At 58.5% G+C, this 26,973-nt stretch carries 24 protein-coding genes and 1 pseudogene; 17 read left to right on the top strand and 8 right to left on the bottom strand.

Translation table 11 applies throughout. The features are described from left to right. Window positions 1-11: 11 nt before the first annotated feature. Window positions 12-476: a CopD family protein gene (locus DBR00_RS17370; protein WP_108488064.1), complete on the bottom strand. Its 465-nt coding sequence runs from the start codon at window positions 474-476 to the stop codon at window positions 12-14. 98 nt (window positions 477-574) lie between these two features. On the opposite strand from DBR00_RS17370, the gene dinG reads away from it, so the two are divergent. The 5 genes from dinG (at window position 575) to pdxH (ending at window position 7,830) form a co-directional block, all read left to right on the top strand. Further along, complete coding sequence (gene dinG, locus DBR00_RS17375) at window positions 575-2,719, top strand: ATP-dependent DNA helicase DinG (protein WP_108488063.1); 2,145 nt, start codon at window positions 575-577, stop codon at window positions 2,717-2,719. Window positions 2,720-2,855: 136 nt separating this feature from the next. Then, window positions 2,856-5,060, top strand: coding sequence for a beta-agarase (locus DBR00_RS17380; RefSeq protein ID WP_371920675.1), 2,205 nt, complete (start codon window positions 2,856-2,858; stop codon window positions 5,058-5,060). A gap of 115 nt (window positions 5,061-5,175) precedes the next feature. Then, complete coding sequence (locus tag DBR00_RS17385) at window positions 5,176-6,321, top strand: serine hydrolase domain-containing protein (protein ID WP_108488089.1); 1,146 nt, start codon at window positions 5,176-5,178, stop codon at window positions 6,319-6,321. A gap of 89 nt (window positions 6,322-6,410) precedes the next feature. Next, a complete protein-coding gene (locus tag DBR00_RS17390) occupies window positions 6,411-7,094 on the top strand; it encodes an OmpA family protein (RefSeq protein WP_108488062.1) in 684 nt (227 codons plus the stop codon). Between the two features lie 88 nt (window positions 7,095-7,182). Further along, entirely contained in the window at window positions 7,183-7,830 is a 648-nt protein-coding gene (pdxH, locus tag DBR00_RS17395; protein ID WP_108488061.1) for a pyridoxamine 5'-phosphate oxidase, read from the top strand. Window positions 7,831-7,837: 7 nt separating this feature from the next. On the opposite strand, the gene DBR00_RS17400 is transcribed toward pdxH, so the two are convergent. Next, a complete protein-coding gene (locus DBR00_RS17400) occupies window positions 7,838-8,074 on the bottom strand; it encodes a hypothetical protein (protein WP_108488060.1) in 237 nt (78 codons plus the stop codon). 173 nt (window positions 8,075-8,247) lie between these two features. Between DBR00_RS17400 and DBR00_RS17405 the strand changes: the two genes are divergently transcribed. The 9 genes from DBR00_RS17405 to DBR00_RS17445 all read left to right on the top strand — a co-directional run bounded on the left by DBR00_RS17405 (window position 8,248) and on the right by DBR00_RS17445 (window position 16,977). Further along, window positions 8,248-8,709 carry a glycine zipper domain-containing protein gene (locus tag DBR00_RS17405; protein ID WP_108488059.1) on the top strand — a complete coding sequence of 154 codons (462 nt, stop codon included), beginning with the start codon at window positions 8,248-8,250 and terminating at the stop codon, window positions 8,707-8,709. A gap of 304 nt (window positions 8,710-9,013) precedes the next feature. After that, on the top strand, window positions 9,014-11,806 hold the full coding sequence (locus DBR00_RS17410) for a monovalent cation/H+ antiporter subunit A (protein WP_108488058.1): 2,793 nt from the start codon (window positions 9,014-9,016) through the stop codon (window positions 11,804-11,806). Further along, on the top strand, window positions 11,806-12,138 hold the full coding sequence (locus DBR00_RS17415; RefSeq protein WP_108488057.1) for a Na+/H+ antiporter subunit C: 333 nt from the start codon (window positions 11,806-11,808) through the stop codon (window positions 12,136-12,138). Before DBR00_RS17410 ends, DBR00_RS17415 begins: the two co-directional genes overlap by 1 nt. Then, complete coding sequence (locus DBR00_RS17420; protein WP_108488056.1) at window positions 12,135-13,640, top strand: monovalent cation/H+ antiporter subunit D; 1,506 nt, start codon at window positions 12,135-12,137, stop codon at window positions 13,638-13,640. The genes DBR00_RS17415 and DBR00_RS17420 overlap by 4 nt, the downstream gene beginning before the upstream one ends. Then, entirely contained in the window at window positions 13,637-14,134 is a 498-nt protein-coding gene (locus tag DBR00_RS17425) for a Na+/H+ antiporter subunit E (protein WP_108488055.1), read from the top strand. The genes DBR00_RS17420 and DBR00_RS17425 overlap by 4 nt, the downstream gene beginning before the upstream one ends. After that, complete coding sequence (locus tag DBR00_RS17430) at window positions 14,119-14,388, top strand: K+/H+ antiporter subunit F (protein WP_108488054.1); 270 nt, start codon at window positions 14,119-14,121, stop codon at window positions 14,386-14,388. The genes DBR00_RS17425 and DBR00_RS17430 overlap by 16 nt, the downstream gene beginning before the upstream one ends. Window positions 14,389-14,398: 10 nt before the next feature. Then, a complete protein-coding gene (locus tag DBR00_RS17435) occupies window positions 14,399-14,731 on the top strand; it encodes a Na+/H+ antiporter subunit G (RefSeq protein WP_108488053.1) in 333 nt (110 codons plus the stop codon). Between the two features lie 235 nt (window positions 14,732-14,966). Then, window positions 14,967-15,872 (top strand): DMT family transporter, encoded by a 906-nt coding sequence (locus DBR00_RS17440; RefSeq protein ID WP_108488052.1) that lies wholly within the window; start codon window positions 14,967-14,969, stop codon window positions 15,870-15,872. Window positions 15,873-15,882: 10 nt separating this feature from the next. Beyond that, window positions 15,883-16,977, top strand: a complete 1,095-nt coding sequence (locus DBR00_RS17445) for a PLP-dependent cysteine synthase family protein (protein WP_108488051.1) — start codon at window positions 15,883-15,885, stop codon at window positions 16,975-16,977. A 189-nt stretch (window positions 16,978-17,166) separates the two neighbouring features. Here the strand turns inward: DBR00_RS17445 and DBR00_RS17450 are convergent, their stop codons facing one another. From DBR00_RS17450 to DBR00_RS17465, 4 genes are all read right to left on the bottom strand, one after another. Next, on the bottom strand, window positions 17,167-18,783 hold the full coding sequence (locus tag DBR00_RS17450) for an NAD(P)/FAD-dependent oxidoreductase (protein WP_108488050.1): 1,617 nt from the start codon (window positions 18,781-18,783) through the stop codon (window positions 17,167-17,169). A gap of 122 nt (window positions 18,784-18,905) precedes the next feature. Then, entirely contained in the window at window positions 18,906-19,913 is a 1,008-nt protein-coding gene (gene gap / locus DBR00_RS17455; protein ID WP_108488049.1) for a type I glyceraldehyde-3-phosphate dehydrogenase, read from the bottom strand. A gap of 96 nt (window positions 19,914-20,009) precedes the next feature. Further along, the gene (locus tag DBR00_RS17460; protein ID WP_108488048.1) at window positions 20,010-20,681 is read right to left on the bottom strand and encodes a COG3650 family protein; all 672 of its coding nucleotides are present in this window, start codon (window positions 20,679-20,681) and stop codon (window positions 20,010-20,012) included. Between the two features lie 477 nt (window positions 20,682-21,158). Beyond that, window positions 21,159-21,524, bottom strand: a complete 366-nt coding sequence (locus DBR00_RS17465; protein ID WP_108488047.1) for a glyoxalase superfamily protein — start codon at window positions 21,522-21,524, stop codon at window positions 21,159-21,161. A gap of 693 nt (window positions 21,525-22,217) precedes the next feature. Here DBR00_RS17465 and DBR00_RS17475 point away from each other — a divergent pair. After that, a pseudogene (locus DBR00_RS17475) lies at window positions 22,218-23,260 on the top strand (IS110 family transposase). A 268-nt stretch (window positions 23,261-23,528) separates the two neighbouring features. Here DBR00_RS17475 and DBR00_RS20570 read toward each other — a convergent pair. Both DBR00_RS20570 and DBR00_RS17480 read right to left on the bottom strand, forming a co-directional pair. After that, window positions 23,529-23,891, bottom strand: coding sequence for a hypothetical protein (locus tag DBR00_RS20570; protein WP_146180705.1), 363 nt, complete (start codon window positions 23,889-23,891; stop codon window positions 23,529-23,531). Between the two features lie 89 nt (window positions 23,892-23,980). Continuing rightward, window positions 23,981-24,244, bottom strand: a complete 264-nt coding sequence (locus DBR00_RS17480) for a hypothetical protein (RefSeq protein WP_108538088.1) — start codon at window positions 24,242-24,244, stop codon at window positions 23,981-23,983. Window positions 24,245-25,069: 825 nt separating this feature from the next. Here DBR00_RS17480 and earP point away from each other — a divergent pair. Together earP and efp are read left to right on the top strand one after the other, a co-directional pair. Continuing rightward, window positions 25,070-26,203: an elongation factor P maturation arginine rhamnosyltransferase EarP gene (earP, locus tag DBR00_RS17485; protein ID WP_108488045.1), complete on the top strand. Its 1,134-nt coding sequence runs from the start codon at window positions 25,070-25,072 to the stop codon at window positions 26,201-26,203. A 46-nt stretch (window positions 26,204-26,249) separates the two neighbouring features. After that, entirely contained in the window at window positions 26,250-26,822 is a 573-nt protein-coding gene (gene efp / locus DBR00_RS17490) for an elongation factor P (protein WP_108488044.1), read from the top strand. Window positions 26,823-26,973: the final 151 nt, after the last annotated feature.

Genomic DNA, 26,973 nt, shown 5'->3' on the forward strand with positions numbered 1-26,973 from the left:
GTTGCTGCAGTTCAGAAGGTCGGGCGGGCAGCAGCGATGCTGACCACGAGCAGACCGAGCAGCAGGTTGACCCCCACCAGTCGCCGAATGCGACCCAGCACGGCGCCGCCATTTGGCCAGTCTTGCGCTTCCACGGCGCGGCGCAGCTCCGGCAGTTGTAAGGCCTGGATGCGCAGAAATAACGCCAGCATGGCGATATACAGCCCCATCATGATGTGTACATAGCGCGGCGCGGTATCGAAGCCGCTAAAGCGCAGATGCAACATGCCAACGCCCGTGACCGGTAATACCAGCACCGCTGCCCAGACCCAATAGAAGAACCGCGGAAACACCTCCAGCCAGAGTTTCAGACGGGCTGGCGCCTCCAGTGCGGCGACTGCGGCCGGACGCAGGATCATCCAGGCGAAGAACATCCCGCCCACCCAGACCAGGGCGGCAAGCAGATGCAGGCTGTAGACAAAGGCATAGGGGGTCATGCGGGTACTCCTATCAGAGCGCTGGATCAATTAGCGCGCTATGATAGCCGCCGATTGCAAACACTGAAAATTTATCCAGCCTTTCTCGTCAAGACTCCATGCTCAGTACTGAACTCAAGACCCAGATCCAGGGCGCCTATTCGCGTTTTCTCGAAGCCAAGTCGCTCAAGCCGCGCTATGGCCAGCGCCTGATGATTGCCGAAATTGCCAAGGTGCTGGGCGCGATCACCACGGACGATGAAGGCCGCCGCCTTGGCGAACCGGCGGTGGTGGCGGTCGAAGCCGGTACCGGTACGGGCAAGACCGTGGCTTACAGCCTGGCGGCTATTCCCACTGCCAAGGCAGCAGGTAAGCGCCTGGTGATCGCCACGGCCACTGTTGCCCTGCAGGAGCAGATTGTGCACAAGGACCTGCCAGACCTGATGCGCAACAGTGGGCTGAATTTCAGCTTTGCCCTGGCCAAGGGCCGAGGTCGTTATCTGTGCTTGTCCAAGCTGGATATTCTGTTGCAGGAAGGTCAGGCGCAGAGTGCCACCGCGCAGTTGTTCGAGGAAGAAGGCTTCAAGATCGATGTCGATGAGCAGAGTCAGAAGCTGTTCACCGCGATGATCGAAAAACTCGCCGGTAATAAATGGGACGGCGACCGCGACAGCTGGCCGGAAGAGCTGGAAGATGCACGTTGGTCGCAGCTGACCACCGATCACAGCCAATGCACCAACCGGCATTGCCCGAACTTTCAGCAGTGCGCTTTCTACAAAGCCCGCGAGGGCATGGGCAAGGTCGATGTGATCGTCACCAACCACGATATGGTGCTGGCTGACCTGGCGTTGGGTGGTGGTGCGGTACTGCCGGACCCGCGCGACACCCTCTATGTGTTCGACGAAGGTCATCATCTGCCGGACAAAGCCATCGGTCATTTCGCCCATTTCACTCGGCTGCGCTCGACGGCTGACTGGCTGGAGCAGACCGCCAAGAACCTTACCAAACTGTTGGCGCAGCACCCCCTGCCCGGTGATCTGGGTCGTCTAATCGAGCAGGTGCCGGAACTGGCACGTGAGATCAAAACCCAGCAGCAGTTCATGTTCGCCGCCTGCGAGCAGGTGGCCGAGTTCAAACCGGGTGAAGATATGGAAGGCCGCGAGCGGCCACGCCATCGCTTTGTTGGCGGCCTGGTACCGCCTTACCTGATCGAGCTGGGCGCCGAGTTGAAAAAGGGCTTTTCCAAACTTACCGACCTGTTCACCGGGGTGACCGAGCAGCTTAAAGAAGCCATGGATGGCGAGGCTACGGTCGGTATCGCCAGCCACCAGGCCGAGGAGTGGTACCCGCTGTTCGGCAGTTTGCTGGCGCGTGCTCAGGGTAACTGGGAGCTGTGGCTGGCCTTTACCACCGAAGACCCCGAGGAAAGCCCGCCGATGGCGCGTTGGCTGACGCTGGCGGAAAGCGGCGCGCTGTTCGATATCGAAGTCAACGCCAGCCCGATCCTCGCCGCGGAAACCCTGCGGCGTAACTTGTGGAACGTCGCCTACGGCGCGCTGGTGACCTCCGCGACCTTGACTGCGTTGGGTACCTTTGACCGTTATCGTATGCGCGCCGGGTTACCCAAGGCTGCGGTTACGGCAGTGGTACCAAGCCCGTTCCACCACGCCGATGCCGGTGTGCTGCGGGTGCCCAACCTGAACGCCGATCCACGCGATGCGGTGGCCCATACGGCGGCGATCATTCGCGAACTGCCGGGACTGGTGGAAGGCTCGCGCGGCACCCTGGTGCTGTTCTCCTCGCGCAAGCAGATGCAGGACGTGTTCGATGGGCTGGAGCGCGACTGGCGCAAGCGCGTTTTTATTCAGGGCAACCTGTCCAAGCAGGAGACCCTGAACAAGCACAGGGCGCGGGTGGACTCCGGCGAAGAAAGTGTGTTGTTCGGCCTGGCCAGCTTTGCCGAGGGGGTCGATCTGCCAGGGGCCTACTGCGAACACGTGGTGATTGCCAAAATCCCCTTTGCCGTACCGGATGATCCGGTCGAGGCCGCGCTGGCCGAATGGATCGAAGCCCGTGGCGGCAATCCGTTCATGGAAATTGCCGTGCCGGATGCCTCCCTGCGCCTGGTGCAGGCCTGCGGGCGCTTGCTGCGTACCGAAGCGGATCGCGGCATCATTACGCTGTTAGACCGGCGAGTGGTGACTCAGCGCTACGGTAAGTCGATTCTCAATGCCTTGCCGCCCTTTCGCCGGGAAATCAGCTGAGAGATGAACCTGTCGTGCTGGATAACGTCTTAACGCCACACCACAATAGCCGTGCGGTACAACCAAGCCAGATTGCTGCGGCGGGCGCTCTACCCGTCGTGGCCGTGATCAAGCTGTAAGTCGAGGAGTGAGGTTCGTGAAGGTTAAGTGCAGGCTGCAGGCGGGCGTACTGTTAACAGTCTTATTGGGTTATGGCAGCACAGTCCTGGCTACGGAGCGGCAAGAGTTATTCAACTTTGTCCGGCCTCTGGATGTGGTACAGGTCACCACCAAGGATGCTGATCTGCCCAACCGCATCGGTGAGCCGACTGCACAGGGTGAAGTGCTACGACGTGTTGCTTTCCATCCGGCGCAGCAACCGAGCTTGCGTCTATCGCCGCAAAGCGGCAGTTGGGATTGGTCGCAACAAACCGTGATCAGTCTGCGTGTGCAGAACGCCATGGATTGGGCGCTCACCCTCGATGTACAGATCGACAGTCTGGATGGGCAGCGTTTGCAGACCCGCATTGCCCTACCAGCAGGGCCGGTGCAAACCTTGCTGATTCCGCTCAAGGCCACAACGCCACGTGATCAAGGCATGCGCGCTGGGTTGCCGATGCCATGGACGCACAAAGGTCAGCGATGGCTGCTTGCCGATACGGTCAGCGGTGCGCTGGACCTGAGCCAGGTCAGCGCTGTCACAGTGTCCATCCCGCAACCGAAAGCGAAGCAGCAAATCCTGATCAGCCAGTTCGCCGTGAGCAGCGAGCCGCTTTCGCAGGCGGCCTATGCCGGTATTGTTGACCGCTATGGTCAGTTCACCCGTGCCGATTGGCCCGAAAAGGTGAAAAGCGATCCGCAACTGCAAGACGCCATCGCTCAAGAGCAAAAACAACTGCAAGATTGGCTGGCCGAGCGGCCCGCCCAGGACAAATTTGCCGGTTGGCTGGGCGGGCAACCATTTGAAGCCAGCGGTTTTTTTCGTACCGAAAAACGTGATGGCCGCTGGTACTTGATAACCCCAGAGGGTCATCCGTTCTATTCGCTGGGCGTCAATGCGGTCACCGCGCAGCAGAGTGCAACTTATATTGAGGGCCGTGAAGGCATGTTCAGTGAGTTGCCTCCAGCGGGTGATGCCTTGGCCATTTATTTCGGCAGCTCTGACAGCCGCAGTGATACTGGTGCGAATAAAGGTCGGGCCTACGCCTCGGGCCGTTGGTTTGACTTCTACAAGGCCAATGTGCAGCGCAGTTATGGTCAATTCGAGCCGGCTGCCTGGGGCTCGCGCAGTCAGGATCGCCTGCTGGCCTGGGGGTTCAACACGTTGGGCAACTGGAGTGAGCCGGCCCTGGCAGACGACAAACGGATGCCTTTTAGCATTCCGTTGTCGATTCATGGTGATTACGCCACCATCAGCACGGGTGTTGATTGGTGGGGTGCCATGCCGGATCCATTCGATCCGCGTTTTGCCATGGCCACCGAGCGAGCCGTGGCAATTGCCTCGCGCGATCATCGGGATAATCCCTGGTTGCTGGGCTATTTCGCGGACAACGAGCTGGCTTGGGCCGGCCCGGCGGATGATCCCCATGGCCGTTACGCGCTGGCGTATGCCACGCTGCGACTGACCACCGATATTCCGGCCAAGCGGGCTTTCCTCAAGCAGCTGCGCGACAAGTACCGTAACCAAAATGGCCTGTCCCATGCCTGGGGGATCGAGCTGGAAGCCTGGGAGCTAATGGAAGACCCAGGGTTCCAGGCACCGTTGCCGAGTGCTGAGTTCCCGGCCATCGAGCAGGACATGCAGGCATTCCTGCGTCTGTACGCTGAAACCTACTTCAAGACCATCGCTGACTCGCTTGACTGGCATGCGCCCAACCACCTGCTACTGGGCGGTCGCTTTGCCAGCAGCATCCCTGAGGCGGTGAATGCCTGCGCGCGCTTCTGTGATGTGTTGAGCTTCAACTTCTATACCCGCGAACCGCAGCACGGCTATGACTTTGCAGCACTTCGCCAGCTGGACAAGCCGTTGATGGTCACCGAGTTCCACTTCGGCTCGCGTGACCGTGGGCCGTTCTGGGGCGGCGTTGCCGAGGTTTACAAGGAAGAAGAGCGCGGCACGGCCTATGCGCACTTCCTGGCCAAGGCCCTGGAAGAGCCGCAGATCGTCGGCTTGCACTGGTTCCAGTACCTCGATCAGCCGGTCACCGGGCGTCTGCTGGACGGTGAAAATGGTCATTTGGGACTGGTCGCCATCACCGATCGGCCTTGGGACGGTTTTGTCAAAGCCGTACGCAAAGCCAACCTGGATGTGCCGAAAACGCTGCTCAAGCCTGTAGCCGCGCCAGACTCTGCCGCGCCGTAAAGGGCTATTCGCCGGGCTGATGGTAGGATTATCAGCCTTGTGCTGGGTTCACCGCAGGCGTCAGAGCTGAAACAATCTGCCAAGCATTTGGCCGAGTAAGAGAAGGGGCAGAGTGGTGCAGATACAGGGTTATTTCGACCTCAAGTTCGAGGTGTTGAGAGACGCCTTTGCGGCGTTGTTCGAGGAGCCGCAGGAGCGCGGCATGGCGCTCTGCGTGCAAATCGGCGGCGAAACCGTAGTGGATCTGTGGGCCGGGGTTGCCGACAAGGAGGGTCAGCAGGCCTGGCATAGTGACACCATCCTCAATCTGTTTTCCTGTACCAAGACCTTTACAGCTGTGACTGCGCTGCAACTGGTGGGCGAGGGCAAGCTGGAACTGGATGCGCCCGTCGCACGCTACTGGCCCGAGTTTGCCGCAGCCGGCAAGGACAAGATCACCCTGCGTCACTTGCTCAGCCATCAGGCCGGGCTGCCTGCTTTGCGCGAGATGTTGCCGGCCGAAGCCTTGTACGACTGGCAGGCGATGACCACGGCTCTGGCCGCCGAACAGCCTTGGTGGCCATTGGGTGAGGGCCATGGTTATGCTCCGATCACCTATGGCTGGCTGGTGGGTGAGGTGTTGCGCCGGGTCGAAGGGCGCGGGCCTGGCGAGTCCATCGTCGCGCGCACGGTCAAACCACTGGGGCTGGATTTCCATGTCGGCCTGGCGGATGAAGAGTTCGACCGGGTGGCGATTATCTCCCGTGGCAAGGGCAACTTTGGCGACGCCGCCGCTCAGCGTCTGCTCAAAACCATGATGAGCGAACCCGCGGCCATGAGCACGCGGGCCTTTACCAACCCGCCATCGATCATGACCAGTACCAATAAGCCTGAGTGGCGGCGCATGCAGCAGCCGGCGGCGAATGGCCATGGCAATGCCCGTAGTCTGGCCGGTTTCTACAGCGGTCTGCTGGATGGCCAGTTGCTTGAAAGCGAGTTGCTGGCCGAGCTGACCCGTGAACACGCGGTAGGTGAAGACAAGACCCTGCTGACCCGCACACGCTTCGGTCTGGGCTGCATGCTGGATCAGCCCGAGGTTGCCAACGCCACCTATGGCATGGGCCCGCGCGCCTTTGGTCACCCCGGAGCTGGCGGCTCCATTGGCTTTGCCGACCCTGAGCGGGATGTGGCCTTTGGTTTTGTCACCAACAACCTGGGACCGTTCGTCTTGATGGACCCCCGCGCGCAGAAACTTGCGCGTCTTCTGGCTGATTGTTTGTAGCGGGCTCGGCTAAACTGCGCGCAACCTGGTATGGCCTGAATGGATCAGGCCGTACCCCGTTTTTTTGCCCATCACGATGTGGATTTCCGATGCCTGCCAACAAAATTCTCGCTATTGCCTTGTCTGTGCTAATTACCGGCTGCAGTGCCTTTGATAAAGCCGACAAGCCTGAACCGAAGAAGGCAGTGCCGATGCCGCCCCCGGCAGTGACTCAGGCGTGGCTGGACGTGTATGAACCGAAGGTGCGTGAAGCCATCAAAGGGACTCATTTCGAGTTTGAACGCCGGGAGAATCTGCTGGTGGTTACCGCGCCCGTACAGGGTTCGTTCAATCCGGACCGGCCGCATATGATGCTGCCGACAACCCTGGGGCCGTTGAGCCGCATGGCCAAGTTGCTGGAAAGTGATGAAACCATTGGTGTGCTGATTCTTGGCCACGCCGATAGCAGCGGTGAAGTAAAAGCCAATCGTGAACTGAGTCATCAGCGTGCCCGTGCTTTTACTTCGATCTTTCGTCTCAGTGGTCTCAAGCAAAACCGCTTGATGGTCAAAGGCTTGGGCTCCGACATGCCGCGTGCGGCCAATGACAGTCAGCAAGGGCGTTCACTCAATCGTCGGGTGGAGATTTTGCTGACATCCAAAGACACGCTGAATGCCCTGATTGCCAAGTACAGCCAGCCGGCTCAGGCCACTACCGTGGCGGCAGCCAAGCCGGCCACTGACAAGACCGCCAAAGCAGTGGCTAAAGCTGATAAGCCGGCGACCCAGCAGTAGACACTGGCGCAGTGGCGTGTTGCTGTAGATCAAGCCAAACAGAGCGCTCGCAGTTAAGCTAGGCAAACCTTCATCAGAGGATTTGCCGATGACTCAAACCCTGGCTGACATGCGCCGTGATTACACCCGTGACGGCTTGAGCGAAGCGCAGGCCCCGCTGGAGCCCTTTGCGCTGTTCGAGCAATGGTTTGCCGATGCGGTTAAAACCGAGCAATTGCCGGTTGAACCCAATGCCATGACCCTGGCGACTGTCGATGCCCAAGGGCGTCCGCATTGTCGAGTGCTGTTACTCAAAGGTCTGGATGCGCGTGGTTTTACCTTCTTCAGTAACTACGACAGCGCCAAGGGGCAGCACCTGGCGGCCAATCCCTTTGCGGCCATGACTTTCTTCTGGCCCAGCCTGGAGCGTCAGGTTCGTATTGAAGGGCAAGTAGAGAGGGTGACCGCGGCAGAATGCGATGCCTACTTCCAGGTGCGACCCTTGGGGAGTCGTCTAGGTGCCTGGGCATCACCGCAGAGTCAGGTCATTGCTGACCGTGCTGAACTGCAAGGGCTGCTGGCGCAGACTGAACAGCGTTTTCTCGATCGCGCGCCGCATTGTCCGCCGCACTGGGGGGGCTATCGCCTGCTGCCGGAACGCATCGAGTTTTGGCAAGGCCGTTCCAGTCGTCTGCATGACCGCCTCAATTTCCGTCTGCAGGGTGCGAACTGGCTACGTGAGCGCCTGGCGCCCTGATTGCGCTTCAGTCGCCGGTGTATTGCCTGGCGACTTGCTCCAGCCAGGCAGGCAAGGCATTGCGCTTGACCCCAGCGGCCTGGGCCTCGCTCAGGCAGGCAAGCATGTACTCGCGTTTGGCGGGCGAATCGCCTGCCAGCGACAAAGCCAGATCACGGTCGATCCAGCGTTTTATCCGGACGTACAGCCACCAGTGGAAGTACAGCCCGGCAGCGCTGGTAATGACGACAATAAAGTAATCCATACCGCTCCTCATTCAGGCCGTAGCATAGCCAAGTCAATCACTGCACTGTACGTGGCGCAATGTCACGGCATCGCTCTGTAGCGCTGTGTAGCTATAGTCGCAGGACACACAACAAGTGACATATGCGCCCCGCTGGCGTTCTAATGAGAACCTGCCCAATTGGAGAACTGATCATGCGTAAACACCTGCTGCTGGTTGCCTCATTTGCCACTATGGCCACGCTCGCTGGTTGTGCCTCCAGCCTGACCGGAGACACATACTCGCGAGATGAGGCGCGTGCTGTGCAGACTGTGCGTATGGGTACTATCGAGGCATTGCGACCGGTGAAAATTGAAGGCACCAAAACCCCCATCGGTGCTGGTGCAGGTGCCGTGATTGGGGGCGTTGCCGGCAGTGGCGTAGGTGGCGGTCGCGGCAGTGCGGTGGCAGCGGTCGTGGGTGCAGTAGCCGGTGGTTTGCTGGGTGCCATGACCGAAGAGGGGCTGACCCGAACTCAGGGTGTGGAAATCACGATCCGTGAAGATGATGGCAGCATGCGCGCATACGTTCAGGCTGTTGAGGAGAATCAGGTATTTCGTGTTGGGGACCGTGTGCGCATCCTCACTGTGAACGGTACCAGCCGCGTAACGCACTAAGTCGCCCGAAAACCGGATCAGTCGCGAGGCTGATCCGGTTTTTTTATGGCTGTTATTGAGCCTGTCTAGTGGCTTGCCGGGTTCCTGCGAAGTCCGTGCGGATTTTTAGTAATAATTCTATCCATGACGGTTAGGCGATAGTTATGGATAATCGCTACCGCGTTGCATCGCTGCGCATCCGCTATTGGGCAATACTTCTGTGCCGGCTGCGCTGCAGGTAGGTCCTGTGATGGGCAGCCTCTAAGCAGGTTTGGCAGTCAGCAAGCCGGGTGCGTGCACCTGGTTCGTACTAAGGGGTTTTTCTATGACGCTTGCGCTGATCATCGCCTTGCCGTTTCTCGGCATCCTTCTGCCTTTGCTGGCTGAGCGTCTCGGGCGTTCTGCCTGTGCCGTGGCGACTGCAGTCGCGCCCCTGATTGCGCTGATTCTGCTGCTCTCCCAGCAGGCGGCGGTATTTACGGGCGAGCCCCTGGTGGCACGGCTCGACTGGCTGCCGGAGCTGGGCCTGAACCTCAGCCTGCGTCTGGATGGCCTGGGTTTTCTGTTTGCCCTGCTGATTCTCGGTATCGGCCTGCTGGTGATTCTCTACGCACGTTACTACCTGGCCGACAAGGAGCCGATGGGGCGTTTCTTTGCCTTCCTGCTGCTTTTTATGGGCGCGATGCTCGGCGTGGTGCTCTCGGAAAACCTGTTGTTAATGTTGATGTTCTGGGAACTGACCAGCCTCGCATCGTTCCTGCTGATCGGTTTCTGGGGTGGCCGCTCGGATGCCCGCCAGGGCGCACGCATGGCCTTGGCGGTGACCGGTGGCGGGGGATTGGCCCTGCTCGCCGGGATTCTGCTGCTCGGGCATATCGTGGGCAGCTTCGAGTTGTCCGCGGTGCTGGCCGCCGGTGATCTGATTCGCGCGCATGCCTTGTACCCGTTGACCCTGATCCTGGTGCTGCTCGGCGTGTTCACCAAATCGGCGCAGTTTCCTTTCCATTTCTGGCTACCGCATGCGATGGCTGCGCCGACGCCGGTGTCGGCCTATCTGCACTCGGCGACCATGGTCAAGGCCGGGGTGTTCCTGCTGGCGCGGCTGTACCCGGCGCTGGCCGACTCCGACTGGTGGTTCTACCTGGTCAGCATGACCGGCTTGCTGACGTTGCTGTTCGGCGCCGGCATGGCCTTGTTCCAGCATGACCTGAAGGGCTTGCTGGCCTACTCGACGATCAGTCACCTGGGCCTGATCACCTTGTTGTTCGGCCTGGATACCAGCCTGTCGACCGTGGCGGCGGTGTTTCACATCATCAACCACGCCACCTTCAAGGCTTCGCTGTTTATGGCCGCGGGGATCATTGATCACGAGACTGGCAGCCGCGACATGCGCCGCGTCAATGGCATGTGGCAGTACATGCCACACACCGCGTTACTGGCGATGGTGGCGGCCTCGGCCATGGCTGGGGTGCCGCTGCTCAATGGCTTCCTGAGCAAGGAGATGTTTTTCAGTGAAACCCTCAATCAGGGCCTGTTTGGCAGCTTCAACTGGGTAATTCCCGCACTCGCGACCTTGGCCGGGGTGTTCTCCGTGGCCTATTCGCTGCGCTTTATCCATGACGTGTTCTTTAACGGCAAGCCGATCGACCTGCCGAAGTTTCCGCCTCACGAGCCGCCGCGTTATATGAAGGTGCCGGTGGAGATTCTGGTGTTTCTCTGCCTGCTGGTCGGCATTGTGCCGGCTTATACCGTCGCTCCGTTGCTCGCGGTCAGCGCTTCGGCCGCCTTGGGTGGCGATCTGCCGAGCTACAGCCTGGCGATCTGGCATGGCTTCAACCTGCCGTTGTTGATGAGCTTTATTGCCCTGCTGGGCGGGATTGCGGTCTACACCTGCCGCCAGCCGCTGTTTCGCTGGTACGACCGCTTGCCGAGTCTCGATGCCTTGCAGTTATTCGAGCGGGCGATGCGGGCGCTGCAAGGGTTGGCACGCAGCGTGACCCGGCGTTTGGAAAACGGCTCGCAGCAGCGCTACCTGGCCTGGATGCTGGGCAGTGCCCTGGTCTTGACGGTACTGGCTTTGAGCCCGCTGCAGCACGTGCAGGGGCCGCTAGCCCTGACGCCGATTGATGCTGTGACAGCGCTAGGGATGGCCATTCTGTGCCTGACAGCGCTGCTCACTGTGGTGTTCCATCGCCAGCGTCTGATTGCCTTGATGATCCTCGGCGCGGCCGGCCTGATGGTCGCCCTGGGCTTTGCGCGGTTTTCCGCGCCGGATCTGGCCCTGACGCAGATATCCGTCGAGGTGGTGACCCTGATCCTGCTGATGTTGGCGCTGTATTTCATGCCGGATCGCACCCCTGTCGAGTCCAGCCGTCTGCGCATACTGCGCGATGTTGGTCTGGCCGGCGGGGTGGGCGTGCTGATCGCGCTGCTTGCCTATGCGGTGATGACGCGGCCGTATCAGAGCATTGCTGCGTTCTTCCTGGAGAACAGCGTGCCGGGTGGCGGCGGTACTAACGTGGTCAACGTCATCCTGGTCGACTTCCGTGGCTTCGATACCCTGGGCGAAATCGGCGTGCTGGCGATTGCTGCCGTCGGCATCTATGCGCTGCTGCATGGGCTGCACCTGCCGCATCCTGAGCGCGATGTGCATGGCCGCCTGTGGTCCACCGACAGCCACCCGATGATCCTCGACAAGCTCTCGCGGGTTCTCCTGCCGCTGGCGCTGCTGATCTCGGCGTTTATCTTCTTGCGCGGCCACAACTTGCCGGGCGGCGGCTTTATCGCCGGGCTGATCACCGCCGTGGCGCTGATTCTGCAATACATCTCCCACGGCGTGACCTGGACGCAAACCCGCCAGCCGCTGAGTTATCACGTGGTGGCCGGTAGCGGCGTGCTGTTGGCCGGGTTGACCGGGCTGGGCAGCTGGTTGTTCGGCTATCCGTTCCTGACCACCACCTTCGGACATTTCCATATCCCGCTGATTGGCGAAATCGAATTGGCCAGCGCCATGCTGTTTGACCTGGGGGTGTACCTGACCGTGGTCGGGGCGACCTTGTTGATCCTTTCCAATCTCGGCCACGTCAGTCAGGACGAATCCAGCCAGGAGGTGCTCTGATGGAGGCGCTATTTGCAATCACCCTCGGCGTTTTGGCCGCCAGCGGCACCTACCTGTTGCTGCGCGCGCGCGTCTATCCGGTGGTGCTGGGGCTGACGCTGCTGTCCTATGCGGTGAACCTGTTTCTGTTGGCCATGGGCCGCCTGGTGACCGGCGGCGCAGCCGTGATCGGCTCAGGCAGCAGCCAGTATGCCGACCCTGTGCCGCAGGCATTGGTGCTTACCGCGATCGTGATCGGTTTTGCCATGACTGCGTTTGTCGTGGTGTTGTCGCTGCGCGGGCTGGGCGAACTGAAAACCGATCATGTTGACGGCGAGGAGCCGCGCCGATGAATCATCTGTTGATCCTGCCGATTCTGTTGCCGATGTTTATCGGGGCCGTGCTGCTGATTGCCCACCGCATGGGTAAGCCGGGCAAGCGTTTGCTGTCACTGCTGGCCACCTGGGCGCTGGTGCCTGTCGCGGTCTGGCTGTTGCTGCTGGCGGGCGATGGTCAGTTGCGGGTGTACGCGCTGGGTAATTGGCAGCCGCCGTTCGGCATCATCCTGCTGCTGGATCGCCTGAGTGCGCTGTTGCTGCTGTTGACGGCGCTGCTGGGCGGCTTTGCGTTGCTCTACGCCAGTCGTGGTGATGATGAGCGTGGCCCCAACTTCCACGCCCTGTTCCAGTTTCAGCTGCTCGGTATCAACGGCGCGTTTCTCACCGGCGATCTGTTCAACCTGTTCGTGTTCTTCGAGATTCTGCTGATCTCCTCCTATGCCTTGCTGGTGCATGGCAACGGTGCGGCGCGGGTCAAGGCGGGCATGCATTACGTGGTGCTGAACCTGCTCGGTTCCTCGTTCTTCCTGATCGGCGTGGGCATGCTCTATGGCCTGACCGGCACCCTGAACATGGCCGACCTGGCCGCCAAGGTCGCCGCTGCCGACCCTGAGCAGGCCCCGTTGCTGGCCGCCGCCGGTTATCTGCTGTTGGTGGTCTTCGCGCTCAAGGCGGCCATCCTACCGCTGTATTTCTGGTTGCCGCGTGCCTATGCCGCCGCCAGTGCGCCAGTTGCCGCGCTGTTTGCGATAATGACCAAGGTCGGCCTGTACGCGATCCTGCGGGTGTTCACCCTGATTTTTGGCAGCGCGGCCGGTGCCTTGGCCAACCTGGCGCATGAGCTGCTCTGGTGGCTGGCGGCCCTGACCATTGTCGCTGGGGTGCTGGGCGCGCTGGCGGCGCGGCAGCTGCAGGTGTTGCTGGCGTACCTGGTGGTGGTGTCGGTCGGCACCTTGCTCGCGGGTATTGCTCTGGGCAGCGCTGAAGGCTTGAGCGCGGCGCTGTATTACCTGCTGCACAGCACGCTGGTGGCCGGTGGCCTGTTCCTCCTGGCGGACCTGATCGTGCGTCAGCGCGGCGAGGCGGGCGGTGAGCTGTTGCAACAGCGCGCGCTGCGCCAGCCTCTGCTGTTGGGCAGTCTGTTCTTTGCCGCGGCTATTTCAGTGGCGGGCTTGCCGCCGTTCTCCGGTTTTCTCGGCAAGGTGATGCTGCTGCGTGCGGTGCCGCTGGACGGCCATGCCCTGCTGCTCTGGCCGCTGCTGCTGGTCGGCGGCTTGGGTCTGCTGATTGCCCTGAGCCGGGCGGGCAGTGCGCTGTTTTGGGCAGGCCAGCAACAGCCAGCGGCAAGCGCCGAGAAGGCTGATCCGCGGCGCCTGTTGGCGGCCTGCGGTCTGCTGCTCGGCAGTTTGCTGCTGGTGGGCGCGGCGCAGCCGATTACCGCGTACCTGCAGGCAACCGCCAATCAGTTGCTGGACCTGCAACCCTACCTGGCGATTATTCGTGGAGGTGAAGCATGAAGCGCTGGCTGCCCCATCCGGGCCTGACCCTGCTGCTGACGTTGATCTGGCTGCTGCTGGTCAACAGTTTCAGCCTAGGCCAGTTGCTACTGGGGGCTTTCCTGGGCTGGGGAATAACTCTGCTGACCCGGCATTTCCTCCTCGACGTGCCCCGCGTGCGCAAGCCGCTAAAGCTGTGTCTGTTTATGCTCAAGGTGTTCTACGACATCGTCGTGGCCAACCTGCATGTCGCCAAATTGGTGTTGGGGCCGCGCAATCAGCTGAGCCCGGCGTTCGTCGAGGTGCCCATGGCGATCGACAACAACTTCGTCCTCGCCGTGCTGGCCAGCGTCGTCACTCTGACTCCGGGCACGGTGTCCGCTGGCCTTAGCGCCGATCACAAGACCCTGTTGCTGCATGGCCTCGATGTGCCGGACGAGCAGGCCCTGATCGACGAAGTGAAGAGCCGTTACGAAGCGCCGCTGCTGGAGATATTCGAATGCTTGCCTACGTAATTCCCCTGTGTTTTTTCCTCCTCGGCAGCGCGGCGCTGCTTAACGTGCTGCGCCTGATTCAGGGGCCGAGCATGCCGGACCGCGTGCTGGCGCTGGACACCCTGTACATCAGCGGCCTGGCCCTGATTGTGCTGTTCGGCATCTGGCTGAACTCGGATGTGTTCTTCGAAACGGCGCTGTTGATTGCCGTTATGGGCTTTGTCAGCACTGTGGCAGTGGGCAAGCATTTGCTGCACGGCGACATCATTGATTGAAGGAATCACCATGCCTTTATGGATCGAAGTACTGGTTTCGCTGTTTCTGGTTGTGGGCAGTCTGTTCACCCTGATCGGGGCTATTGGCCTGTATCGCCTGCCAGATTTTTTCACCCGCCTGCACGGCCCAACCAAGGGCACCACTCTGGGCGTGGGCGGGGTGATTATCGCCTCGATGATTTTCTTCAGCAGCCAGGTACCGGGCCTGAGCCTGCACGAGCTGCTGATTACCCTGTTTCTGTTTATCACTGCGCCGGTCAGCGCGCATATGCTGTCCAAGGCAGCGATGCAGAAGAAGGTCAAGCTCTACGAGCGTACCCGCGGCAAACCCTGGGAGTCCTGAGAACCTATTTACGATCTGCTGCGCGTCGGCCCTGCTGCGTTAAAAACAGACTTGGAATGCTCATGTACAAAAGTACACTCCGCTTCCTCACCTTTTTTTGCCTTGCATGTTCCTGGCTCGCGAGCTCGTAAACAGGTTCTGCTACTTGTTGAGGTACAGCTTTACTCTGCCACTGTGTCTGTTGCCCCAGATGCTGCCTGGTTAGACTGGCGTTTTAAGCGCAGCGGCGGTTGGTATGCAAAGGCAAGGGCAAGGCGTAGCTATCGGTTGCCTGATCGTGGCCATGGCGCTGTGGGGCAGTTCCTTTATTGCGCTGAAACTGGCCTTTGCCGAATTGCCGCCGCTGTGGGTGATCTTCGGCCGTATGGCTTTGGGCAGCCTGGTGTTTCTGCTGGCCTGGCGCTGGCGCGGGCAGATGCACTACCGCACCGGTGATTGGAAGTACCTGCTCGGCCTGGCCGCCTGTGAACCCTGTCTGTATTTCCTCTTTGAAGCCCTGGCGCTGCAGCACACCAGTGCAGCGCAAGCGGGTATGGTCACGGCCTTGCTGCCGCTGTTGGTGGCGGTGGGGGCCTTTGTCTTCCTGCGCGAACGGATCAGCCGCACGATGCTGGCGGGGTTTCTGCTCGCGGTGGTGGGTGCGGTGTGGCTGAGCCTGGCCGGTAGCGCCGACGAGCATGCCAGTAACCCGATTCTTGGCAACTTCTACGAGCTGCTCGCGATGCTTTGCGCCATGGGTTACACCCTGCTGCTCAAGCATCTGTCATCGCGCTACTCGCCCTTTCTGCTGACCGCCATGGTGGCCTTTGTCGGCACTCTGTTTTTTCTGCCACTGGCGCTCGTCACTGAGCCACTGCCCACAAACATCAGCCCGATGGGCCTGGGCGCGGTGGCGTACCTGGGGATTCTGGTCACGGTGGGCGCTTACGGGTTGTACAACTTTGGCGTCAGCCGCTTGCCGGCCAGCCAGGCCTCGGGCTTTACCAACCTGATCCCGGTATTCACCCTGCTGTTCGCCATACTGTTATTGGGCGAAAGCCTGAATGGCATGCAGGTGCTGTCTGCAGTCTTGGTATTTGCTGGCGTGTTGTTGAGTCAATGGCGTGGGGCACGTGTGTTACCAGCCGGTGTTCTGGATTAGGGGGTAAGGTATGAGCGATTCAAGAAGCTGGGCGCGCGAAGCCATTCGCATCATTGCGGCGGATTTTCAGCGCAGCGCCGACACCCACCTGATTCCCTTGGCGTTGCCGGGTTTGCCGGGCGTTGAGCTGTATTTCAAGGACGAATCCAGCCACCCCACCGGCAGCCTCAAACACCGCCTGGCGCGCTCGCTGTTTCTTTATGCGTTGTGTAACGGCTGGCTCAAGCCCGGTGCTCCGGTGATCGAGGCGTCCAGCGGTTCCACGGCGATTTCCGAGGCCTATTTCGCCCGCTTGCTGGGGCTGCGGTTTATCGCGGTGATGCCGGCCAGTACCTCAAAGGAGAAGATCGCGCAGATCGCCTTCTACGGCGGCCAGAGCCATCTGGTGGACGACCCGACGCTGATTTACGCCGAGTCCGAGCGCCTGGCCCGTGAAACGGGTGGGCATTTTATGGACCAATTCACTTACGCCGAGCGCGCCACCGACTGGCGGGCCAACAACAACATCGCCGAGTCGATCTTCCAGCAGCTGCGCAGCGAGCGCTTTTCCGAGCCGAGCTGGCTGGTTTCCAGCCCTGGCACCGGCGGTACGTTGGCGACCCTGGGACGCTATGTGCGCTATCGCTGCCACAGCACCCAAGTGCTGTGCGCCGATGCCGAGCGCTCGGTGTTCTTCGATTATTACCGCACGGGTGATGCCAGCCTGTGTTTGAACCATGGCTCGCGCATTGAAGGCATCGGTCGTCCACGGGTCGAAGCGTCGTTTCTGCCGTCTGTGATTGATGCCATGTGCAAGGTGCCCGATGCCCTGTCATTGGCTGCCATGCACTACCTGGCGCAGCGTTTGGGGCGCAAAGTGGGCGGCTCCAGCGGCACCAACCTGATTGGCGCACTGCTGGTGGCGCAACGCATGGTCGCGGCGGGGGAGTCCGGTTCGGTGGTGGCGATTCTCTGCGACGGCGGCGAACGCTATGCCGACACCTACTACAACCCAACCTGGCTCAGCGCTCAAGGTTTCGAGCTGACTGAGCTAATCGAAGCCGTGGCCGACTGCACCGAGCGTGGCACTCCATTGCCCATCGATCTGCCCAGCGCAGGGCTCTAACGCAAAAAGGTGCGCCGCTCTGTGGGAGGCGCTTTAGCGGCGAGCAGTTGCCAGCCCATTCGCGGCTAAAGCCCCTCCTACAAAGCTGGAGTGACTGAACCGCCGTAACCCGGATGCAATCTGGGCTACGGACTGCGCCGTTTTGTGAGCGGCGCTTCAGCGGCGACCAAGTTTGGCATCAGCCGTGGGTCAAGCTTCTGCAATCCCCAGCATGTCGCGAATCACCGCCTCGGCCACGCGAATGCCATCCACCCCGGCGGAGAGAATGCCGCCGGCGTAACCCGCGCCTTCGCCAGCCGGATACAAACCGCGCACGTTAAGGCTCTGCATATCCGCGCCACGGGTGATGCGCAGCGGCGAGGAGGTGCGGGTTTCGATGCCAGTCAGCACCGCGTCATGCAGGTCAAAGCCTTTGATCTGCTTGCCGAAGGCCGGTAGCGCTTCGCGGATTGCCTCGATGGCAAAGTCCGGCAGCGCCAGAGCCAGGTCACCGAGCTTGATTCCGGGTTTGTACGAAGGCTCTACGCTGCCCAGTTCGGTAGAGGGCTTGCCGGCAATAAAGTCGCCAACCAGCTGTCCCGGTGCTTCGTAGCTGCTGCCGCCGAGCAGATAGGCCTGCGACTCCAAACGCTCCTGCAATTCAACACCGGCCAGTGGGCCGCCTGGGTAATCCTGCTCTGGAGTAATGCCGACGACGATGCCGGCGTTGGCGTTGCGTTCGTTTCGTGAGTACTGGCTCATGCCGTTGGTCACCACGCGGTTCGGCTCCGAGGTGGCCGCAACCACGGTGCCGCCAGGGCACATGCAGAAGCTGTAGACCGAGCGGCCGTTCTTGGCGTGGTGCACCAGTTTGTAGTCGGCTGCGCCCAATTTCGGGTGGCCGGCGTATTTGCCCAGGCGGGCGCGGTCGATCAGGCCTTGCGGGTGCTCGATACGGAAGCCCACCGAGAACGGTTTGGCTTCCATAAAGACCTCGCGCTTGTGCAGCATGCGGAAGGTGTCACGCGAGCTGTGGCCCAGGGCCAGGATCACCTGGCGGCTGAGAATCTGCTCGCCGCTGTCGAGCACCACGCCCTTGAACTGACCGTCTTCAATCAGTACATCACTGACGCGTTGCTGGAAGCGCACTTCGCCGCCCAGCGCTTTGATCTCTTCGCGCATGGTGGCGACCACGCCGGTGAGGCGGAAGGTGCCGATATGTGGCTTGCTGACGTAGAGAATTTCCTCTGGCGCGCCGGCTTTGACGAACTCCTGCAGTACCTTGCGCCCGTAATGTTTGGGGTCTTTGATCTGGCTGTACAGCTTGCCGTCGGAGAAGGTGCCGGCACCGCCTTCGCCGAATTGCACGTTGGACTCGGGGTTAAGCACGTTCTTGCGCCACAGGCCCCAGGTGTCCTTGGTGCGCTGGCGCACTTCGGTGCCGCGTTCCAGCACGATGGGCTTGAGTCCGGCCTGGGCGAGAATCAGCGCGGCGAAAATCCCGCACGGGCCGAAACCGACTACCAGTGGACGCTCTGCGAGGTTCTCGGGCGCCATGCCAACTGGCTTGTAAGCGGTATCCGGGGTGACGCTGATATGCCGGTCATCGCTGAACGTGGCCAGCAGCGCCGCTTCATCGCGCAGCTCGCAGTCGAGGGTGTAGATAAAGTGCATTTCAGTGGATTTCTTGCGCGCATCGTAGCTGCGCTTGAACAAGGTGAAGTCGAGCAGCTCGCTGTCGGCAATCCCCAGGCGCTGGACGATAGCCGGGCGCAGGGCCTCGTCGGGATGATCGAGGGGCAGCTTGAGTTCGGTGATACGAAGCATGAGGGACGATCCACTTTCAGGGCCGGAGGCAACCCGGCAGCTTTTAAAAGGCGGCGATTATACGCCTGATCGGTGGTTAAAGGCCGCCACCGATCTCGGGCAGCGGCTTGGCATGCTGAGGGTTAGCGTGCTTCAGGTTTAACCCAGGCCAGCATCACATCGAGCATGCGGTTGGCGAAGGCCCATTCGTTGTCATACCAGGCCAAGACCTTGACCAGATCGCCCTGTACGCGGGTGTGGCTGAGGTCGACCACGCAGGACACCGGGTAACCATTGAAGTCGCTGGACACCAGTGCCAGCTCGTTGCACTCCATGACTCCAGGCGGTAACTGCAAGGCACCGGCTTGTAGCGCGACGTTGATCGCTTCACGGCTGGTCGGGCGTTCGCTGGTAAACGTCAGGTCGACCAGCGAGACGTTGGGGGTCGGTACGCGTATCGACAGGCCATCCAGGCGGCCAGCCAGCTCCGGCATGACCAGGCCGATGGCCTTGGCCGCGCCGGTGCTGGTGGGGATCATCGACAGGGCGGCGGCGCGGGCGCGATAGAGGTCGCTGTGGGTCTTGTCCAGCAGGTTCTGGTCATTGGTGTAGGAATGGATGGTGTTCACCAGCCCCTGACGAATGCCCACGGCCTCGTGCAGCACCTTGGCCATCGGCGCCAGGCAGTTGGTGGTGCAGGAGGCGTTGGACACGATCTGCTGATCCCCCAGCAGTTGGTGATTAACGCCGTAGACCACAGTCAGGTCAGCGCTGTCCAGCGGGTGTGAAAGCAGCACACGTGGGCTACCGGCGCTGATGTGCTGTTCGACCTGTTCGCGCTTCTTCAACTTGCCAGTGCATTCGAGCACCAGATCCACTGCTTGCTCACGCCAGGGTAAGTGTGTCACTTCGCGCTCGCGCAGCAGCTGGATCGGATGACCGTCTACCCGCAAGGTGTCGCCGTCCAGGCTGATCTGCCCAGGAAAGCGGCCGAACGTGGAGTCGAAGCGGGTGAGGTGGGCGAGGGTGCTTTGCTCACCCAGGTCATTGATGGCGGTGAGGTGGATCTGCTGCTGCAGTTTGCGCTCGAACAACGCGCGCACCAGGCAACGACCGATACGTCCATATCCATTGATGGCAATGCGCAGCATAGTGATCTTCCTTTGGCTGACTTCCCTCTCAGCTTAGGTCAATTGCCTGTCAGGTAACTGATCTATCTCAGCTCACTGCGCATTGATGTGGTGTGGTTAGTCGTTACGTGCGCCGCCTAGGTAGCCGCAGCCGCGCAGGATTTGACCGTTGAGGCGCAACTCGGCACTCAGGTGCTGGATGGCGCCACTCATGCTGTCGACACAGCGTTGTTTGGCTACCCAGAGTTCAAGGCGCTGGCCATTGGCCTCGCTGCTCAGGTTCAGCCGGCCTTCCGGCAGTTGTTCTTCCAGATAGGGCAGCGCCTGAGGCTCTTGTCCCGGGCGGTGCAGGACCAGTCCCTGGTTACTCACCGCAATGCTCCAGTCCGGTTCATGGCCGCTGGCACGCAGCAGGGTGCGGGCAAAGTTAATGTCCTTACAGCCATGCCCTTCGGCCTGCAAGCGATACACCTGGCTGGGGAGAAATTTGCCGTCGACATCTTTCTGGGAGCTGGCCTGCAACAGCCCACGCATATCGACATACAAGCTGCTAGGGCCGTTAGCCAGAAGGCCGACCGCATCGCGGCTCAATCCATTTGCTCCGGCATCCTCAACCACAAACTGGCGCTGCTCCTGGCAGGGGCGAAAGCGCAGTTGTCCGGCGTTCAGGCTCAGCTCACCCTGCAGACGGCTCTGTGTGGGCGCGGTTTCAGTGGGTTTGTCGGTAAACACCTGGCAACTGGCGAGCAGTGGCAGCAAGACAAGGCAGAACGGACGGCTGAAACGCATCGTGACACTCCTGAAAAGTGCGCTCACGTTACCTAGGCACCTGAATGATCACAAGGGGAATGGAGGAGCAATTGAGCGGATTATGGTTGAGAAAAATCAGTGGTATAACCAGTCAGTAATTAGCCGTTCATGGTTTAAATAATAACGAAAACTGAATGCTGGGTTGCACCGAAATAGTTGCTGGCAAACTTTAAGAGGTTGCCGGCCTGGTATTAACATGCAGGCAAAGCGCTGTGGCCGATGAAGAATTGCGAGTATCGACCCAGAAGAGAACGGATGTCAGTCATATAACGAGCCGAAACCAAATGAACTCAGATAATTTGTAAAAGCAAAGGGCTGACTTGGATGTTGCGATTTTGTGTCCTGCACATATTTTTATGCTTCCTTGCATCTTAAGTCCGCTGATTTTATAGCCGCTTCTAACGTTTGGCTAAGGGGGCACGTTCAGTGAGCACAGCGAACAGTTCGAACCAGTTGTTACGTGCTTGCGGGCTCATTAAATAGCACTTTATTTGAAAACGGGTCCGTAACGGTAAAACAACGATCACCCCATGGGGCCTGCTCAATTTCTGGCTTATTGTACTTATACGGCCGGGAGGTTACCTCATGATAAAGAGTTTCAATGTCACTTACGTTGACAAAAACCTTACTGCCTGGCGTGCAATCACCTGAGTGCTCGCTGAGATGGAAAACAAGATTTCCTTTTGACACCTGCATGTATATCGGAAAATTTTCCTCAAAGCGATGCTCCCAATCGAGGCTCATACCCAAAAAGTCGAGGTAGAACTCTTTCGCTTTACCTTCATCGAAAATCCGCAAAATGGGTATTGTTTGAAATTCCATGATTGATCCTTGATTGTACATAGGGCCGAATTCAGCGGTGGTTTTTAAATTGTGGTTTATGGGATGCATTTGCGCAGCAAAAACATAAAGCTGAGAACTAAAAGCTGTCCAGTCACGAAGTCGCGATACTGGAGCGACTTGTTATGTGGTTTTTAGAAGAAACTTAACTAATTTTTATAAATAAACGGTTGATGAGTCTGGTTATTCAGCTATCTGTTTTTTTGTAAAAAATATAACAAGTGGAGTGGCAATAACCAAAAACAATATTTGATAGAGAGGTATAAATATGAAGGCGAGGCCGCCTTGTGCGTCTGGGTGATAATATGATATGTCAACCATGCAAGCTATACCTATCCCGCCAGCCACTAGCTCTAACAGAGTAATGGTTTTTAAAAAGGTGACGTTTTTATTTACAAATGCAAGAAATAAAATATAAAGCCAAGGGGAAATTCCCCACAGGCTAAAATATACCGCCTCCAAAGAAAAGAGTTTATTTATCATGCTAAGAATTAAAAATAGAACAACGCTAATAATTAGCGCAGACAGCAAATAACATAATTTTCTCATTCTGGCCCCACATAATGCTTGATTAAGGAGTGGGCTTAGCCCGTCCCAGTGAGTGCTGTAATGGACTCTCCCCGCGCCACAGTTCTATACCCAGAGCCGTGGTGACTGAACAAAGGGCGAGGCGCGATGAAGCGAATTGCAGTTGATCTGGCCAAGTCCATTTACCACGTTGCCGAGAGTGTCCGTTCCGGCCAGGTGGTGCAGCGCAAGCGGCTGAACCGAGAGGCATTATAGGCGATAGATACAGGAGCAGGCCGAACCGGTCGAGTGGGTGATGGAGGCCTGTGGTACAGCCCACTACTGGGGGCGCGTAGCGCAGTCCTTGGGGCATCGGGTGAAGTTGATCCGTGCGCGCTATGTGCAGCCCTATCGCCGGCGCAACAAGACCGACCGTACGACTGCGACGCAATACTGGAAGCGGCGCGCTGCAAGGATATCTATCCCGTCCCGGTGAACCCCACGAGCATCAACTGCTGCAGCAACTGCACGGGCTGCGCGAGACCTGGAAGAAAAGCCGCACCCAGCGTATCAACTTGTTGCGCGGCATCCTGCGCGAGGCGGGTATCGAAGCCCCAGCATCGACAGCGGTTTCTATCCGTGCCGCCCACGCGTTGGTTGACCGCCCAGAATTGGCCCCCTTGCGGCATCAACTGCATATCGATCTGGCGGAAATCAACCTGTAAGAACCATGCATGGTCGAGTGCGAGCAGCAGCTCAAACGTTGGCACGCTGACGATGAAATAGTGTGCAAGCTGGATGAAGTCAGCGGTATTGGCCTGCTGACGGCCAGCGCCCTGACAGCGGCTGTCGGCAAGCCGGAGCGCTTTGCCAGTGGCCGCCAGCTGAGCGCCTGGCTGGGCATGACACCGCGTGAGTTCAGCAGCGGCGACCGCCGCAAGCTCAGTCATATCAGCCGACAGGGCAACGTCTATGTACGCACCCTGTTGATCCATGGTTCCCGAGCGGCCTTGCTGGCGGCGCAGCGCTGCCAGGCAAGCCCGCCGGAGAAACTGACCGAGTTACAACGCTGGGCAGTCGAAACGGCAGCCCGTATTGGCCACAACAAAGCGACTGTGGCGCTGGCCAACAAATTGGTCAGGATCTGCTGGGCGGTGTGGTGCCATGAGCGGCGTTTCAATGGCACTTGGCAGAGCACAAAGTCCGTCTGACGCCGGGGGTAATCAGAAGGGAGTGATGTTTTCTTGTGGTTGCGGTGAGCAGCACTGTCGGAACAGGCGAGTCCTGCAGCGGAATAAGGCCGATAACAATCATGATCCGCATGATCGATTGAACGCTTGGCCCCCGCTGCGCGAACTACAGAATGGCCAGGGCGGAACAGCCCAAAACAGGCCGCATATACGAATGCAACCGCGCTGACGAAAAGTGCAAAAGAAAAGCTTTGCTCACTACTTGAGGGGAGATTCCATATACGCATTGTTATGTTGCATTGCGCTGTTGGCTTTTTCTGTGAGCTAGGCAACCGCCTATATAGGCTAAAATCATAGCTAAGCCAACACTTGACCAGAGTCTGATTTTTGCCGCTACCTCTACTTTTGCGTAAGCCTCTGGAGGTACTTTTTTGAGCAGGGTGAGAAGTTTTGTATCTAGTTCTTCTCTGCTGGTTAGGTTGCTGCGAATAGCTTCATATTCGGATGAAAGATCACCGGAAAAGAAAACGTGATCCATATACTTTTGATAAGCCATTTTCATTAGCCCGTCAGCGCAAAAGAAAGCAAAACTGAGAGTGATGAAAATTATTGCTGTAGTTATTTTTTGCTTTGATGGCTTAAGTAGATTCATTGATTATGCTACATAACGTTTGGTTAAGGGGCGGGCTTTAGCCCGTCCCAGCGAGCAGAGCGAGCGATTTGAACCAGTTGTTAGGCGCATTACTGCTGCTCTTTATTGCGGATTAAAGTGACCAGTTCCTCAAGACTTTTCGCGATGCGTTCGTTTGATTCAACAATGCGCTCATTAACTGCATTCGTCTTTTTGGCGCCTAAGCGTATTGCAGCCCACAATACGAAAAAAATCAGAAGAACAGGAGCGGTTGCAACTATGAGATTTTCGAATGCTGATTTTGATACAGATTCTGCCGCATAAGCAGAAAGCGGAAGTATAAATGCAGAGGCGAGGGCGGTAATTTTTTCCATGTTTGATTACACCTTATTTCCTTATGCGCCTAACGATTAAGCTAAGGGGCCGGCTTCGCCGGTCCCAGCGAACGGAGTGAGCGCTTTGAGCGCATTGTTAGGAGCCGTTGGCGCTGAATAGCTATTTGCCACGATATTCAAGCCCGAATCCCTTACATGCGTGGCAATGTGAGTTTTCGATGCTACCGCTGCCGGCACAAGCTGAACATTGAACAAGCTCTCCTTCAAGAATGCCGTGCAGCGAAGATTTGCATCTTGAGCCATCACCTAGGTCGGCCAAGCAAGGATCATTTGAGTATCTCATGCTTAGATTGCGGCAACTTCTGCAAACTGAGTTTGGTGTGCGCATTCTTATTGAAGGCTCCTAACTATAAATAGACACCAATTGGTGTCATAACGTTTATGGGGTGTGGTGGATAACATTCCTTGTCATGCGATAAGCTTTTGAATTCCTTGCATTTCCCAAAAGAAAATACGACACAGCAAAAATGAAAAGCGGCATGGTGCTGAAGACAAGCTGGACTCATACTTTAATGGTGATAGAGGCTACTGGTCGGTGTTGTGGCTGTCTAGCCAGCGTGTCGATAAGTGTCGAAATCACTAGCCAGAGAAGGCCGGCATTGGACAGAATGGTGGTGTTTAGCTGTGCTGGCTTGCTGGTTTTATCCAACAAAGGTCAGCTACGGAGGGGTGTCGAAACGGGTTCGAATCCCACCTTCACCGCCAGATTGATTAACGAAAAGCCCGACCCTGTGTCGGGCTTTTTCGTTTCTGCATTCAGCGGTCGGCTTGGCTACTTCTATGGTGTGTTTTCTGGAGTGGAGCATGCGTGCAACCTGGGACATTTTCTGCCGTGTGGTCGACAACTACGGTGATGTTGGCATTACCTGGCGACTGGCGCGGCAGTTGGTGGCTGAGCATGGGGCTGCTGTACGTTTATGGGTCGATGACCTCGAGGCTTTTGCCTGCTTGTGTCCGCAGGCCGATGTGCAGGCGTTATGTCAGGCACGACATGGTATTGAGATACGGCTATGGAACGCTGATTGGCAGGTGGTTGAGCCGGCCGATGTGGTGATTGAAGCATTCGCTTGTGAGTTGCCCGCATCTTACATCGAAGCAATGGCCGGGCGCGGGCGCAAGGTTTTGTGGCTCAATCTTGAGTACCTCAGTGCCGAGGCTTGGGTTGAGGGTTGCCATGGTTTGCCCTCGTTGCAGTCGAATGGGTTGTCGAAGTTTTTCTTTTTCCCAGGATTTACGGCCGGCAGTGGCGGTTTGCTACGTGAGCGCGAGCTGTTGGCGCAGCGGCGAGCTTTTCAGGCCGATGAGGCTGCGCGTCGGATATTTTTACGCAGCTTGGGGGTTGAGTTTGTGGCGGGAGCCCGACTTATTTCTCTGTTTGCTTATGAAAATAACTCGCTGGACGGTTGGCTTGAGGTGTTGGCGAGGGGAGGGCAGCCAACTCAGTTGTTGGTGCCTGAGGGGCGCATCCTCGGTAGTTTACAAGCATGGCTGGGCGGTTCTGCATTAAATGTTGGCGATCGCATTCAGCGCGGTCAGTTGCATGTCCAGGTGCTGCCATTTATGCAGCAGGATCAATACGACCGTTTGTTGTGGTGCTGCGATTTTAATGCGGTGCGTGGCGAAGACTCCTTTGTGCGTGCGCAGTGGGCGGGCCGGCCGCTGCTTTGGCATATTTATCAGCAGGCTGATGATGTGCATCTGGAGAAGCTCGATGCATTTCTGGCTCTTTATAAAGAGGGCCTTTCGGCGGATGCGCAGGTGGCCTTGACCGGGCTGTGGCATGCCTGGAATGGCGGCGGTGCGATGGCGCAAAGCTGGAATCAGTTGCTGCAGAGCTGGCCAGAGCAGCAGGCGCATGCTGAAAAGTGGTGCCTAGAGCGGGGCTCTCAGGCTGATCTTGCTACGGCGCTGGTGCAGTTTTATCTAAATTGGCTATGATATGCGGCCAAGAATTCTGTCACTCCATCCAAATCCGGATATTCGTATGAAAACCGCACAAGAAATGAAGCCTAACAGCGTGGCGCTGATCGATGGGCACCCATGGCTGATTCAAAAGGCCGAATTCACCAAGTCCGGCCGTAACAGCGCCATCGTAAAGATGAAGCTGAAGAACCTGATCAACGGTTCCAAGACTGAAACCGTCTACAAAGCTGACGACAAGATGGAACCGGTTATCCTTGAGCGCAAGGAAGTGAACCTGTCCTACATCAGCGGTGAGGACTACGTGTTCATGGATCCGGAGTACAACTCCTATGAACTGCGTGCTGAAGATCTGGAAAGCGTTCTGCCCTTTATTGAAGAAGGCATGACTGACGTCTGCGAAGCGGTGTTCTTCGAAGGTAAAGTGATTTCCGTTGATCTGCCGACCACTATCGTGCGCCAGCTGACTTACACTGAAGCTTCCGCTCGTGGCGACACCAGCGGCAAAGTGATGAAGCCGGCCAAGCTGAGCAACGGCACCGAAGTGAAAGTGGCTGATTTCTGTGAAATCGGTGACTGGATTGAAATCGACACTCGTACCGGTGAGTACAAGTCGCGCGCCAAAGCTCCGGCCTAAGCCTGCGTCGACGGCGAATAATTAGTACGCCAGACCGTTCCGTAGTGCTGCAGATTTTTGGCTCAGCAGTACTACGGGCGGTTAATTTAAAAGCTGCATGTTTTGCCCTCTCTTGCTGGCTTCAGCCAGATCAGTTTGCCGTTCTCTACCT

Source organism: Pseudomonas sp. HMWF032 (genome assembly GCF_003060885.1).
In the GTDB taxonomy this organism is placed as follows: Bacteria; Pseudomonadota; Gammaproteobacteria; order Pseudomonadales; family Pseudomonadaceae; genus Aquipseudomonas.